This is a genomic window from Streptomyces sp. NPDC007872, assembly GCF_042868165.1.
Lineage (GTDB): Bacteria > Actinomycetota > Actinomycetes > Streptomycetales > Streptomycetaceae > Streptomyces.
Genome location: NZ_JBIAEA010000011.1, coordinates 91,001 through 105,000, shown reverse-complemented (window position 1 = coordinate 105,000; position 14,000 = coordinate 91,001). Strand labels below are relative to the sequence as shown.

At 71.1% G+C, this 14,000-nt stretch carries 11 protein-coding genes and 1 tRNA gene; 10 read left to right on the top strand and 2 right to left on the bottom strand.

The genetic code is table 11. From position 1 onward, the window contains the following. Positions 1-35 precede the first annotated feature (35 nt). Positions 36-1,346 (bottom strand): sensor histidine kinase, encoded by a 1,311-nt coding sequence (locus ACFYNX_RS30590; protein ID WP_388666054.1) that lies wholly within the window; start codon positions 1,344-1,346, stop codon positions 36-38. 129 nt (positions 1,347-1,475) lie between these two features. On the opposite strand from ACFYNX_RS30590, the gene ACFYNX_RS30585 reads away from it, so the two are divergent. The 7 genes from ACFYNX_RS30585 to ACFYNX_RS30555 all read left to right on the top strand — a co-directional run bounded on the left by ACFYNX_RS30585 (position 1,476) and on the right by ACFYNX_RS30555 (position 7,178). Then, positions 1,476-2,348, top strand: a complete 873-nt coding sequence (locus ACFYNX_RS30585; RefSeq protein ID WP_388666052.1) for a hypothetical protein — start codon at positions 1,476-1,478, stop codon at positions 2,346-2,348. An 11-nt stretch (positions 2,349-2,359) separates the two neighbouring features. After that, a tRNA-Gln gene (locus tag ACFYNX_RS30580) sits at positions 2,360-2,430 on the top strand. 109 nt (positions 2,431-2,539) lie between these two features. Then, entirely contained in the window at positions 2,540-3,988 is a 1,449-nt protein-coding gene (gene glmU, locus ACFYNX_RS30575; RefSeq protein WP_388666049.1) for a bifunctional UDP-N-acetylglucosamine diphosphorylase/glucosamine-1-phosphate N-acetyltransferase GlmU, read from the top strand. 121 nt (positions 3,989-4,109) lie between these two features. Further along, positions 4,110-5,084, top strand: coding sequence for a ribose-phosphate diphosphokinase (locus ACFYNX_RS30570; RefSeq protein ID WP_365545013.1), 975 nt, complete (start codon positions 4,110-4,112; stop codon positions 5,082-5,084). Between the two features lie 241 nt (positions 5,085-5,325). Further along, entirely contained in the window at positions 5,326-5,946 is a 621-nt protein-coding gene (locus tag ACFYNX_RS30565; protein ID WP_365545016.1) for a 50S ribosomal protein L25/general stress protein Ctc, read from the top strand. A 111-nt stretch (positions 5,947-6,057) separates the two neighbouring features. Then, positions 6,058-6,654, top strand: coding sequence for an aminoacyl-tRNA hydrolase (pth, locus tag ACFYNX_RS30560; RefSeq protein WP_365545019.1), 597 nt, complete (start codon positions 6,058-6,060; stop codon positions 6,652-6,654). A gap of 80 nt (positions 6,655-6,734) precedes the next feature. Next, the gene (locus ACFYNX_RS30555) at positions 6,735-7,178 is read left to right on the top strand and encodes a hypothetical protein (RefSeq protein ID WP_365545021.1); all 444 of its coding nucleotides are present in this window, start codon (positions 6,735-6,737) and stop codon (positions 7,176-7,178) included. A gap of 80 nt (positions 7,179-7,258) precedes the next feature. Here ACFYNX_RS30555 and ppc read toward each other — a convergent pair whose 3' ends face one another. Further along, on the bottom strand, positions 7,259-9,988 hold the full coding sequence (gene ppc / locus ACFYNX_RS30550; protein WP_365545024.1) for a phosphoenolpyruvate carboxylase: 2,730 nt from the start codon (positions 9,986-9,988) through the stop codon (positions 7,259-7,261). A 272-nt stretch (positions 9,989-10,260) separates the two neighbouring features. On the opposite strand from ppc, the gene ACFYNX_RS30545 reads away from it, so the two are divergent. The 3 genes from ACFYNX_RS30545 (at position 10,261) to ACFYNX_RS30535 (ending at position 13,972) form a co-directional block, all read left to right on the top strand. Then, positions 10,261-11,235 carry an acyl-CoA desaturase gene (locus tag ACFYNX_RS30545; protein WP_388666236.1) on the top strand — a complete coding sequence of 325 codons (975 nt, stop codon included), beginning with the start codon at positions 10,261-10,263 and terminating at the stop codon, positions 11,233-11,235. Beyond that, entirely contained in the window at positions 11,232-11,924 is a 693-nt protein-coding gene (locus ACFYNX_RS30540) for a TetR/AcrR family transcriptional regulator (protein WP_030216716.1), read from the top strand. Before ACFYNX_RS30545 ends, ACFYNX_RS30540 begins: the two co-directional genes overlap by 4 nt. A gap of 314 nt (positions 11,925-12,238) precedes the next feature. Further along, positions 12,239-13,972: an FG-GAP repeat domain-containing protein gene (locus ACFYNX_RS30535; protein ID WP_388666043.1), complete on the top strand. Its 1,734-nt coding sequence runs from the start codon at positions 12,239-12,241 to the stop codon at positions 13,970-13,972. Positions 13,973-14,000: the final 28 nt, after the last annotated feature.

The following is a 14,000-nucleotide window of genomic DNA, read 5'->3' as shown; positions in this document are numbered from 1 at the left end:
CGGGGCGTACGGGACGGGGCGTACGGGACGGGCGCCTACGCCCCGGAGCCGGAAGCGGCCGGCAGCACCGCCGACACCTTGAAACCGCCCGCCTCCGTCGGCCCCGACACGAACGCGCCGCCCAGCCGCGACACCCGCTCCCGCATCCCGACGAGCCCGTTGCCCCCGCTCGGCAGACCCACGTCGGCCGCCCCCGCGTCCGACGGACACGGACCGTTCTCCACCTGCATCGCGACCTCCGACCCCCGGTGCGCCAGACGCACCACGACCTCGGCGCCCGCCGCGTGCTTGTGGACGTTGGTCAGGGCCTCCTGCACCACCCGGTACGCCGTCCGCTCCACCTCCGGCGGATACGCGCACACCTCCCCCATCACCACCAGCTCCACGACCGCCCCCGCGAGCCGCGACTGCTCGCACAACGCCTCCAGGGCGTCCAGGCACGGCCCGTCCTCGGCCGCGGCCTCCGCCGCCGCGGCGGCCGCCCGCCCGACGGCGGCCAGCGGCACCGGCGCGGACGCCGGCGGAACGGCCCCCTCCCGCAGCACGCCCAGCATCTCCCGCAGCTCCGTCAACGCCTGCCGCCCCATGTCACCGACGAGCGCCGCGTTCTTCACGGCCTTCTGCGGATCCTTCAGGGCCACCGCCTGGAGCGCGGCCGCGTGCACCACCATCAGCGACACCCGGTGCGCCACCACGTCGTGCATCTCGCGCGCGATCCGGGTCCGCTCCTCCTGCCGCGCCCACTGGGCCTGCTGCTCGGCCCGGTCCGCGAGGAGCGACAGCTCCTGCTCCAGGCTGTCGGCCCGCTCCCGCAGGCTCTCCATGAGCCGGCGGCGGGCCCCTATGTAGAGGCCGAGGAGCAGCGGCGGCGCGTTGAGCCCGAGGGTCAGCAGGAGCGCCATGCCCGGCACGTACCACGCGCTCGTCCCCAGCTCGGCCCGGGCGATGTCCTGCCGCAGCGAGACCACCGTCACGACGAACACCGCCGTCGTCGACATCCCGGCCAGCACGACGGTGATCCGGCGCGGCACGTCGGAGGCGGCGAGCGTATAGAGACCGACGATCCCCATCAGGAAGCCCATCTCGGCGGGCGCGACGGCGATCGACACGAGCACGACGGCGATGGGCCAGCGGCGGCGCACGACGAGCACGGAGCCGACGAGCAGCCCGAACACCACGCCCAGGGGCACGGGCAGCGCGGCCTTCTCCGCGAACCCGACCCCTTCGAGCCCGCACTCGAGCGCGGACACGAGCCCGAGCCCCACGTCGAGGACGGCGCTCCGCCGTCTCCCCCACCACCGGCCCCCGACGCCCGCGGCGTCCCGATCTGCCCCCGTTACGGTCATGCCCACCACCCTACGGGCGCCCCCGTTCCCGCCACGCCTCCCGTCAACGCCGCGCACACCAGTCCCTCGAACTGTTGAATCGCCAGAGTTTTCGACGCGGACGTCCGGATTCCGGACGACGGTGTTCGCATGACAACCGAGACGAGCAAGTACGCGGACTTCGAGAACCTGCGCGAGCAGGCGATCGCACTCCGCCGCGAAGGCCTCAGTCGCCGCCAGATCCGGGACCGCCTCCACGTCGACAACAACGACCTCCTCAACCGCCTCCTCGAAGGCGAACCCCCGCCGGAGTGGACCAGCCGCCCGAACGCCAAGGACGACCTGCGGGCCCGCGCCCGCGAGCTGCGCCTGGAGGGCTGGACGTACGACCGCATCCAGGTCGAGCTGGGCTGCTCGAAGAGCTCGATCTCCCTGTGGGTCCGGGACCTGCCGAAGCCGGAACGGAAGCGGACCCCGGAGGAGGCGTCCGCGATCGCCCGGCGGGGCTGGGAGGCGACCCTGCGGCGGCGCGAGGAGGAACGGGAGGCCACCAAGCGCACGGCCGCCGAGGAGATCGGAGCGCTGTCGGAGCGCGAGCTCTTCCTGCTGGGCGTGGGGCTCTACTGGGCGGAGGGCTCGAAGGACAAGCCGTACGACCGCCGGGAACGCGTGGTGTTCGTGAACAGCGACCCCGGCATGATCCGGGTCTTCACCGCCTGGCTCGACCTCCTCGGGGTCGAGCCCGAGCGCCGGAGGTACTGCGTGATGATCCACGAGACCGCCGACGCGGCCGAAGCCGAGAGGTACTGGGGCGACCTCGTCGGCGCCGACCCCTCCGCCTTCAACAAGACGACCGTCAAGCGCCACAATCCCCGGACCAACCGGAAGAACGTGGACGTCGGCTATCACGGCTGCCTCGTGATCCAAATCCTGGGAAGCGTCGATCTGTACCGTCGCATCGAAGGCGCCTGGTGCGGCATAGTAGGGGCCGTCCCGGTTACCTCGATCGGAAGTCGGGCATAGCGGGCGAACCATCCCGGATCGTCTAAGGGCAGGACAAATGGTTTTGGTCCATTGAATGAGGGTTCGAATCCTTCTCCGGGAGCCCCCTGTCGCGGGTCCTGACCTCCACGGTCAGGACCCGCGCTCATGTCCGCCCCCCGACCCCCCGGTATCCTTCGTGCGTCCACCACCCAAAGCCGAAGGGCATTCCCGTGAGCGCCAATCGCCCGGCAGCCGTCGTCGTCCTCGCAGCGGGTGAGGGCACCCGCATGAAGTCGAAGACCCCCAAGGTCCTGCACGAGATCGCCGGGCGTTCGCTCGTCGGGCACGTCGTGTCCGCAGCCCGGGAGCTGGAGCCCGAGCACCTCGTCGTGGTCGTCGGGCACGCCCGGGAGCAGGTGCGGGGGCACCTGGAGGAGCACTACGCCGGCACCCGCACCGCCGTCCAGGAGGAGCAGAACGGCACCGGGCACGCGGTGCGCATGGCCCTGGAGGAGCTGGGCGAGGCGCCCGGGGGGACCGTCGTGGTCGTCTGCGGCGACACCCCGCTGCTCTCCGGGGAGACCCTGCGCGCCCTGGCGGACACCCACGCGGCCGACGGCAACGCCGTCACCGTGCTGAGCGCCGAGGTCCCCGACTCCACCGGGTACGGGCGGATCGTGCGGGACGCGGCGAGCGGTGCCGTGACGGAGATCGTCGAGCACAAGGACGCCTCCGACGAGCAGCGCGCGATCCGCGAGATCAACTCCGGCGTCTTCGCGTTCGACGGGAAGCTGCTCGCCGAGGCCCTGGGCCAGGTGCGGACGGACAACAGCCAGGGCGAGGAGTACCTCACCGACGTGCTGTCGATCCTGCGCGAGGCGGGTCACCGGGTGGGCGCCTCCGTGGCCGCCGACCACCGCGAGATCCTGGGGATCAACAACCGGGTGCAGCTCGCCGAGGCCCGGGGGCTCCTGAACCGGCGTCTTCTGGAGCGGGCGATGCTGGCCGGCGTGACGGTCGTCGACCCGGCGTCGGTGTTCGTGGACGTGACGGTGACCTTCGAGCCGGACGCGGTGCTCCTGCCGGGTACGCAGCTCCTCGGTGCCACGCACGTCGGCGAGGACGCCGTGGTGGGCCCGAACACGCGCCTGAAGGACACCACCGTCGGCGCGGGCGCCCGGGTGGACAACACGGTGGCGGATTCGGCCACCGTGGGCGCGGGCGCCTCGGTGGGTCCGTACGCGTACCTGCGTCCGGGGACGAACCTGGGCGCGAAGGCCAAGGCGGGTACGTACGTCGAGATGAAGAACGCGACGATCGGCGAGGGCACCAAGGTGCCCCACCTGTCGTACGTGGGTGACGCGACGATCGGCGAGTACACGAACATCGGCGCGGCGAGCGTCTTCGTGAACTACGACGGCGAGGCGAAGCACCACACGACGATCGGGTCCCACTGCAAGACGGGCTCGGACAACATGTTTGTGGCTCCGGTCACGATCGGGGACGGTGCCTACACGGCGGCCGGGTCCGTGATCACGAAGGACGTGCCGGCCGGTGCGCTGGCCGTAGCCCGGGGCCAGCAGCGGAATATCGAGGGTTGGGTCGCCCGGAAGCGGCCCGGCAGCGCTGCCGCGCAGGCCGCTCAGGCCGGCTCGGAGGGGTCCGCGGTCGAAAGCTGACCGGAAACAGGTGCGTCGAACTCGGCGTACCGTGATACGTGCACACAAATTCGGCTGGTTCGCTCACGCGCACGGGAGCGCGGGGATCGCGGCCAGGGAACACGTCTGAGGAGACAGTGCTGTGACCGGGATCAAGACGACCGGCGAGAAGAAGCTGATGCTCTTCTCCGGCCGCGCCCACCCCGAGCTGGCCGAGGAGGTGGCGTACCAGTTGGGCGTCGGCCTCGTTCCCACCAAGGCGTTCGACTTCGCCAACGGTGAGATCTACGTCCGCTTCCAGGAGTCGGCCCGTGGTGCGGACTGCTTCCTGATCCAGAGCCACACGGCTCCGATCAACAAGTGGATCATGGAGCAGTTGATCATGATCGATGCGCTGAAGCGGGCCTCGGCCCGGAGCATCACCGTGATCATCCCGTCGTACGGCTACGCCCGTCAGGACAAGAAGCACCGCGGTCGCGAGCCGATCTCGGCGCGTCTGGTGGCGGACCTGCTGAAGACGGCGGGTGCGCACCGGATCCTGACCGTGGACCTGCACACGGACCAGATCCAGGGCTTCTTCGACGGTCCGGTGGACCACCTGTCGGCGCTGCCGGTGCTCGCGGACTACGTGGGTGCGAAGGTCGACCGCTCCAAGCTGACGATCGTCTCCCCGGACGCGGGCCGCGTGCGGGTCGCCGACCGCTGGTGCGACCGTCTGGACGCCCCCCTTGCGATCGTGCACAAGCGGCGCGACAAGGACGTCGCCAACCAGGTGACGGTGCACGAGGTCGTCGGTGACGTGAAGGGCCGCGTCTGCGTCCTGGTGGACGACATGGTCGACACCGGCGGCACCATCTGCGCCGCCGCCGACGCCCTGTTCGCGCACGGCGCGGAGGACGTCATCGTGACGGCGACGCACGGCATCCTGTCGGGTCCGGCGGCCGATCGTCTGAAGAACTCGAAGGTGAGCGAGTTCGTGTTCACGGACACGCTGCCGGTTCCGGGTGCCCTGGAGCTGGACAAGATCACGGTCCTTTCGATCGCGCCGACGATCGCGCGCGCGGTGCGCGAGGTGTTCGAGGACGGTTCGGTGACGAGCCTCTTCGAGGAGCACTGAGCCTCCGGCAGGACGTGAGGGAAGGGCCGTTTCCCCTGGGGGAGGCGGCCCTTCGCCGTGCGCGTGCTGATCCATTTGGGCGGTTCGGGGGCGGCGGGTAGACTGCCGGGGTTGCTCGGCGAGGGAGGCCGTGCCCGTTGAGGGTCACGGCGGTCCGTTATCGACGCGCTCTTCGTAGCAGGCCATCGCCAGTCGTGGCCGGGTGACTTCGTCTTCCGTCACCTTCTACGAGGAGTGCCACATGTCCGAGGTCAAGATCGCCGCCTCCGTCCGTTCGGAGTTCGGCAAGGGCGCCGCCCGCAAGATCCGCCGTGACAACAAGGTCCCCGTCGTCCTCTACGGCCACGGCACGGACCCGGTCCACCTGACCCTCCCGGGCCACGAGCTGCTGCTCGCCCTGCGTACGCCGAACGTCCTGCTCTCCCTGGACATCGACGGCAAGGGCCAGGAGCTGGCGATCCCGAAGGCCGTGCAGCGCGACCCGCTGAAGGGCTTCCTCGAGCACGTCGACCTGATCCTGGTGAAGCGCGGCGAGAAGGTCACCGTCGAGGTTCCGGTCCAGGCCGAGGGCGAGCTGGCCGCCGGCGGCAACCTCCTGGAGCACGTCCTGAACACGCTCTCCGTCGAGGCCGAGGCCACCCACCTGCCCGAGTCCTTCTCGGTCTCCGTCGAGGGCCTGGAGGCCGGTGCCTCCGTCCTCGCCAAGGACATCGAGCTGCCGAAGGGCACCACCCTGGTGACCGACGCCGACGCCGTCGTCCTGCAGGTCCTGGCCGCGCAGGCCGAGGAGCCGGCCGCCGAGGGCACCGAGGACGCCGAGGGCGAGGCCGTCGAGGCCGCCGCCGAGGGCGACGAGGCCTGAGCCGTAGGCTCTGCCTGACGTGACGGGGTGACGGGCCGTGCGGCCCGTCACCCCGTTTCTCTTGTACGGGTACGGATGTACGGGTTACGGATACGAGGAGACCTGACGCACATGACGGACGACGCCAACGCCCCCTGGCTGATCGTCGGCCTCGGCAATCCGGGGCCGGAGTACGCGGCCAACCGCCACAACATCGGCTTCATGGTCGTGGACCTGCTCGCGGAGCGGATGCGCGGTTCGTTCAAGCGGGCGCAGAAGGCGCAGGCGCAGGTCGTGGAGGGCCGAATGGGTCCGCCGGGGCCTTCGAGCCGCCGGGTGGTGCTCGCGAAGCCGATGTCGTACATGAACCTGTCGGGCGGTCCGGTGACGGCGCTGCGCGACTTCTACAAGGTGCCGACGGCGCACGTGGTGGCGGTCCACGACGAGTTGGACGTCGACTACGGGGTGCTGCGGCTGAAGCTGGGCGGCGGGGACAACGGGCACAACGGTCTGAAGTCGATGACGAAGGCGATGGGGGCCGACTACCACCGGGTGCGGTGCGGGATCGGGCGTCCGCCGGGCCGGATGCAGGTGGCGGACTTCGTCCTGAAGGACTTCTCGTCGACGGAGCGCAAGGACCTGGACTGGTTCGTGGACCGGGCGGCGGACGCGGTGGAGTGTCTGGTGGCGGAGGGCCTGGAGCGGGCGCAGTCGGCGTACAACTCCTGAGGCCGGCGTACGCACTCCTGGGACCGGCGTGCGTACTCCTGGTCCGGTGATACGGGCGTACGACTGTACGATCGCGGGTCATGACGCACGTCCGTAACGCCGCCCTGGCCCTGGTCGCCCTGCTCCTCGTCGTCGCGGGCGTGTGGGCCTCGTGGGCCTCGGCCCAGCACGTGCTACTGGGCAAGGGGCGCGAGCACGGGACGCTGACGGTGACGGCCTGCGGCGAGGACGCGTGCAGCGGGCGTTACGTGCCGGGGGTGCCGGGTTCGGAGCGCAGGACGCTGTCGATAGGGCGTTCGGTGGCGGCGGGGCCGGGGATGACGATTCCGGTGGTGGTGAAGCCGGGTACGGACGAGGGCGTGCGGACGGGCTGGGGCGGCGGGTTGCACGCGTGGCTGCCGCTGGGCGGGGCGCTGCTGCTCGCGGCGCCGCTGGTGGGCGGGGGGCTGCGGTCGCCGCGGACGGCGTGGTCGCTGGCGGGACTGGGCGCGGGGCTGCTGGTGGCGACGTTCTTCGCGCTCTGAGCCCTCTGCGCCGTACGTACGGGGAAGCCCCCGCCGGGATCTCTCCCGGCGGGGGCTTCGCCGTGTCCGTGCGGGTGGGGTCAGCCGGTGTTGCGGAGGCCGGCGGCCACGCCGTTGACGGTGAGGAGCAGGGCCCGGGCGAGGAGCGGGTCCGGGTCCTCCTCGTTCTCGGCGGCGGCGCGCTGGCGGGCGAGGAGGGCGACCTGGAGGTAGGAGATCGGGTCCAGGTAGGCGTCGCGGATGGCGAAGGTCTGCTGGAGGACCGGGTTGGAGTCCAGGAGCTTCTCGCCGCCGGTGACCTTGAGGACCTCGGCGACGGTCAGCTCGTGCTCGGCCTCGATGGTGTCGAAGACGTGCTTGAGGTCGTCGGGGACCAGGGTGTCGACGTAGTGGCGGGCGATGCGCAGGTCGGTCTTCGCGAGCGTCATCTCCACGTTGGAGAGGAAGTTGCGGAAGAAGTGCCAGTGCTCGTACATCTCGCCGAGGACGGGGTCGAGTCCGGCCTCGCGCAGGGCCTTGAGGCCGGAGCCGACGCCGAACCAGCCGGGGACGATCTGGCGGGACTGGGTCCAGCCGAAGACCCACGGGATGGCGCGGAGTCCGTCGAGGGAGACGCCGGAGCCGGGGCGGCGGGAGGGCCGTGAGCCCAGGTGCAGGTCGGCGAGCTGGTCGACGGGGGTGGAGGCGAGGAAGTACGCCGGCAGGCCGGGGTCCTCGACGAGCTTGCGGTAGGCGGTGTGGGCGGCGTCGGAGACGGTGTCCATGGCCGCGTCCCAGCGGGCGAGGGCCTCGTCGGACTGGCGCGGCGCGGTGTGCAGGGCGGAGGCCTGCAGGGTGGCGGCGACGGTCAGTTCGAGGTTCTCGCGGGCGAGGGACGGGATGAGGTACTTGTCGGAGATGACCTCGCCCTGTTCGGTGACCTTGATCTCGCCCTCCAGGGTGCCCCAGGGCTGGGCGAGGATCGCGTCGTGGGAGGGGCCGCCGCCGCGGCCGACGGTGCCGCCGCGGCCGTGGAAGAGGCGGAGGCGGACGCCGTAGCGGTGGGCGACGTCGCGCAGGCGCCGCTGGGCGCGGTGGATCTCCCACTGGGAGGTGGTGATGCCGCCGAACTTGGAGGAGTCGGAGTAGCCGAGCATGACCTCCTGGACGTCGCCGCGGAGGGAGACGAGGCGCCGGTAGGAGGGGTCGGCGAGCATGGCGTCGAGGATGACGTCGGCGGCCTTGAGCTCGTCGGTGGTCTCCAGGAGCGGCACGATGCCGATCTTGGCCCAGCCGGCGTGCAGGTCGATCAGGCCGGCCTCGCGGGCGAGGACGGCGGCGGCGAAGACGTCGTCGGCGCCCTGGCACATCGAGATGATGTAGGACTCGATGACCTCGGGGCCGAAGCGCTCGAAGGCTTCCTTGACGGTGTGGAAGACGCCGAGGGTCTTCTGTCCGGCGGCGTCGAGCGGGGCCGGGGTGGGGGCGAGGGGGCGGCGGGAGCGGAGCTCCTTGGCGAGGAGCTTCTGCCGGTAGTCGCGGGGCATGTCGGCGTACCGCCAGGACTCCTCGCCGAGGCGGTCGAAGAGCTGGCCGAGGGCGTGGTGGTGGGCCTCGGCGTGCTCGCGGACGTCCATGGTGGCGAGCTGGAGGCCGAAGGCGGAGAGGGTGCGGATGACCCGGTCCATGCGCCCGTCGGCGAAGAGCGCGCCGCGGTGTTCGCGCAGCGAGGTCTGGATGAGGGTGAGGTCGTCGATCAGCTCGGCGGTGCCGAGGTAGTCGCGGCCCTCCTGGTGGGCGGTGCCGGTGGCGAGGCGCTCGCGGGTGTTGACGAGCTTCTGCCGGACGCAGGTGGCCTTGAGGCGGTAGGGCTCCTCGGCGTTGAGGCGCTTGTAGCGGGGGCTGATCTCCGGGAGGAGGTCGAGGTCGCGCCGGAGGGACTCCAGGAGCTCCGGGGTGGCTCCGGTGTAGCGGATGGAGTTGGAGAGGAGTCCGCGCAGGAAGTCGACCAGTTCGAGGGCGTCGGTGATGCCGTGCTCGTGCTGGAGGATCAGGATGTCGCGGGTGACCTGGGGGGTGACGTTGGGGTTGCCGTCGCGGTCGCCGCCGATCCAGGTGCCGAAGGTGAGGGGGCGGGTGCCGGCGGGCAGCTCGACGCCGACGCGCTCCAGTTCGGCGGCGAGGTCCTCCAGGACGTCGCCGACGGCGCCCGCGTGGAGCTCGTCGAGGTAGTAGATGGCGTTGCGGGCCTCGTCGGCGGGCTCGGGGCGGACGACCCGGAGCTCGTCGGTCTGCCAGATGAGGTCGATGTTCTCGGCGAGGCGCAGGTCGGTGCGGCGCCGGTCGCTCTGGCCGACCGGGGTCTCCAGGAGGGCGGCGATCCGGCGCAGCTTGTTGAGGACGGAGCGGCGGGCGGCCTCGGTGGGGTGCGCGGTGAAGACGGGCCGCACGTTGAGGTTCTTGACGGTCTCGCGGACGTGCTCGGGGTCGCCGTCCTTGAGCATGTCGACGGTGCGGGCGAGGAGGCCGCCCTCGGCGGCGCGCCTCTCGCGCAGTTCGCGGCCGCGGTGGACCTGTTCGGTGACGTTCGCGAGGTGGAAGTAGGTGGAGAAGGCGCGTACGAGCTTGGCGGCCGTCTCGAGTTCGACGCCGCGGAGCAGCTCGGCGGCGGCCTCTCCGTCCTCGCGGGTGAGGCCGCGGACGCGCTCGACGAGGTCGAGGAGTTCGTGGCCCTCCTGCCGGACGAGGGTCTCGCCCAGGAGGTCGCCCAGTCGGCGGATGTCGGCGCGCAGCTCGGCGCTGGCGGTGGGGGTCTGGTCGGCACTGCTCACAGGTGCGGGCTCCTTGCAGTGTTTGAGCACGTCTGGAGGTGTTCTGGAGGCTTGCGGACCGCGCTGTCCGACGCATCAAGGATAGGTGGCCGTCCCTCCGGTGGCGGCCGGGCCCCTCTCGTGCCCTCTTGCCGCGCGCCACGACGCTGCCATACTTACGACACCGTAGGTTACGGAGCCGTAGCCACGGGGCCGTTCACGTGCGCGTTTCCGCGCGCGTCACCCCTTCTGCCCTCACCCCCCAAGGGAGACCCATGACCATGAGCCCCGAGATGACCTCGGCGCCCGAGGCGCCGGACGGACCGGGCGGCGCCGGGGCGCCGCCCTTCGGCACGCTCGGCGGTGACCGGAAGGGGTCGGTCGAGCAGATCGCCCTGACGCTGTTCATCGTGGTGCCGTTCCTGGCGATCCTCGCGGCGGTGCCGCTGGCGTGGGGGTGGGGGGTGAGCTGGCTGGACCTCGGTCTGATGGTGGCGATGTACTTCATCGGCTGCCACGGGATCACGATCGGTTTCCACCGGTACTTCACGCACGGTTCGTTCAAGGCGAAGCGGCCGCTGCGGATCGCGCTGGCGGTCATGGGGTCGCTGGCGGTGGAGGGGCCGCTGGTGCGCTGGGTGGCGGACCACCGCAAGCACCACAAGTTCTCGGACGCGGAGGGCGACCCGCATTCGCCGTGGCGGTTCGGGGAGACGGTTCCGGCGCTGATGAAGGGCCTGTGGTGGGCGCACATCGGCTGGATGTTCGACGAGGAGCGGACGCCGCAGCACAAGTACGCGCCCGATCTGATCAAGGATCCGGCGCTGCGGGCGATCTCGCGCCAGTTCGTGCTGTGGACGGTGGTGTCGCTCGCGATCCCGCCGCTGGTGGGCGGTCTGGTGACGTGGTCGTGGTGGGGCGCGTTCACGGCGTTCTTCTGGGGTTCGCTGGTGCGGGTGGCGCTGCTGCACCACGTGACGTGGTCGATCAACTCGATCTGTCACGCGGTGGGCAAGCGTCCGTTCAAGTCGCGCGACCGTTCGGGGAACGTGTGGTGGCTGGCGGTCCTGTCCTGCGGCGAGTCGTGGCACAACCTGCACCACGCGGACCCGACGTCGGCGCGGCACGGGGTGCTGCGCGGTCAGGTCGACTCCAGCGCGCGGCTGATCTGCTGGTTCGAGAAGGCGGGCTGGGCGTACGACGTGCGCTGGCCGGCGAAGTCCCGCATCGAAGCCCGCCGCCAGAGCGTGTCCGCAGACGCGGCATGATGGAAGACGTGGCGATCGAGGGCAGGACCGGTGGCAGTGGCGGCAGCGGCGGAGAGCAGAAGCCCCGGCGCGGGCGCCGGGTGCGGATGACGGGCGCGGAGCGCCGGGAGCAGTTGCTCGACATCGGCCGCACGCTGTTCGCCGCGAAGGGCTTCGAGGGCACGTCGGTGGAGGAGATCGCGGCGAAGGCCGGGGTCTCCAAGCCGGTGGTGTACGAGCACTTCGGGGGCAAGGAGGGGCTGTACGCGGTGGTGGTCGACCGGGAGATGCGCCAGCTCCTGGACGGGGTGACGGGGGCGCTGACGGCGGGGCATCCGCGGGAGCTCCTGGAGCAGGCGGCGTTCGCGCTGCTCGACTACATCGAGAACTACACGGACGGTTTCCGGATCCTCGTGCGGGATTCGCCGGTGGCGCAGTCGACGGGCACGTTCGCCTCGTTGATCAGTGACATCGCCACGCAGGTGGAGGACATCCTGGGCCTGGAGTTCAAGGCGCGGGGGTTCGATCCGAAGCTGGCGCCGCTGTACGCGCAGGCGCTGGTGGGCAGCGTGGCCCTGACGGGCCAGTGGTGGCTGGACGTCCGCAAGCCGAAGAAGGCGGAGGTCGCGGCGCACCTGGTGAACCTGGCGTGGCACGGTCTGGACGGCCTGGAGCAGAAGCCGCGGCTGATAGGGCACCGGAAGAGCTGAGCCGGGCGGGCCGGGTGCGGCGGGCGGAGGGCCGGAAACCGGCGGGGCAGAGGGCCGGGCGCGGCGGATGGGCCGGGCGCGGCAGGTGGGCCGGATACGGCGGATGGGCCGGGCGCGGTGGATCCGGTCGGGAGGTATTCCCTCTGGCGCCGGGAGCGCTCACAGGTAGACTCGCGTTCAACATCCGGGGGGGTGTTCCGCCGTTCGGGCGAGGTCGTCTTCACGCGTGTCCTCACGCGCCCTGACGCCGTCCGGCGTCCGCGTGAGCCCCGACCCGGGTTCCGTACGCACTCTGATCCCTGGGGGGGATCTCCATGTTCTCTTCGCGTTTCACCCGTGCGCGCCGCCTGGCGGCGTGCACGGCCCTCGCCGTCTCCGCGGGCATGCTGCTCGCGACGCCCGCGTCGGCCGGTGCGCCGATGTCGGGCTCCGGTGGCGGGACGGACCGTCCGGCGGCCGCGCAGCCGCTGATGCCGAGCACCCCGCAGGCCGCCGCGGAGGCCGGCCCCCGCGCGGGGGCCCACACCACCACCGCCCCGTTGGGCGCCGGCCCCCGCTCCGACGTCGACAACGACGGCAAGAGCGACCTGCTCGTGCGGGACCTCAACGGCAAGCTGACGTTCGTCACGCGGACCCAGGCGGTGGAGTTCGCCCGCGCCGGCGACTCGAAGGACTTCGTCAAGGAGATGGTCCCGCTCGGCGACCTGGACCTGGGCGACGGCCGGCCGGAGATCCTGACGGTCTCGGTGGTCGGTGGGGTGGAGCTGTACGGCAACGCCTCCACGACCGGCTTCTCGCAGAGGCGTTGGAGCAGCGGTGGCTTCCACATCTACAACAAGGTGTTCTCGCCGGGCGACGTGAACGGCGACCGGCGCGCGGACCTGATGGCCCGCACGTACGGCGGCGACCTCTACATCTTCCTGGCGACCGGCGACCCGTCGTACCCGTTCATGGGCCGGGTCCTGGTCGGTCACGGCTGGCAGGTCTACGACCAGATCGTCGGCCTCGGCGACAACGACGGCGACGGCAAGGGCGACGTCCTGGCCCGTACGCCCGACGGCGCCCTGAAGTTCTACGGGAGCACCGGCGACGCGCTGAACCCGTTCAAGGCGCCCGTCCACATGGGACATAGCTGGAACAGGTTCAACCAGATCGTGCCGGTGGACGACCAGGACGGCGACGGCGACACCGAGGTCTGGGCGCGCGAGAAGGACGGCACGCTGCGGGCTTACGGCGGCTCGGGCACGGGGACCTACGACACGATCGAGACGATCAGCAAGCCCGGCGCCTGGGCCGGCGTCTCCCAGTTCGCCGGCGCGGGCAACCTCCCGGCGACCGGCAAGGAGGAGCTGCTCGCGCGCGACAAGGCGGGCCGCCTCTACTGGTACTACTCGCTCAACAACGGCAGGCTGAGCGCGCGCGAGTACCTCGAGAACGCCGGCAACTGGGCGGGGGCGAACATCACCAACGCGTCCTCGTTCGACCCGAACGGCGAGTCCGACATCCTGGACGTCTGGAACGGGCACCTGTACGTCGAGAACAAGGACTTCGGCGGCGGCTGGGGCGTCTACAACCTGCTCGCCGGTCCCGGTGACCTGAACGGCGACGGCTCGGGCGACCTGCTCGCGCGGGACCGGTCCGGCAACCTGTACCTGTACCAGACGCACTGGCGGGGGACGAAGCTGTACAACCGCGTCCACGTGAGCCGCGGCTGGGACACGTACAACTGGATCTTCGGCGCGGGCGACTACACCAACGACGGCCGTACGGACGTCCTGGCGCGGACGAAGACCGGCACGCTGTACCTGTTCCCGGGCACGGGCAAGCCGGACAGGCCGTTCGACTCCAGGATCAAGCTGGGCGAGGGCTTCAACGCCTACAGCAAGCTCGTCGGCACGGGCGACCTGACCGGTGACGGCAAGGGCGACTTCGTCGCCGCGACCCCCTCCGGCGACCTGTACCGCTTCGACGGCGGCGCGGCGAAGAACTACTTCGCGCCGCGGGCCAAGATCGGTTACGGCTACCAGGTCTACAACGGCATGTACTAGTCACATCCTGCGCACAGCGGACGCCCCG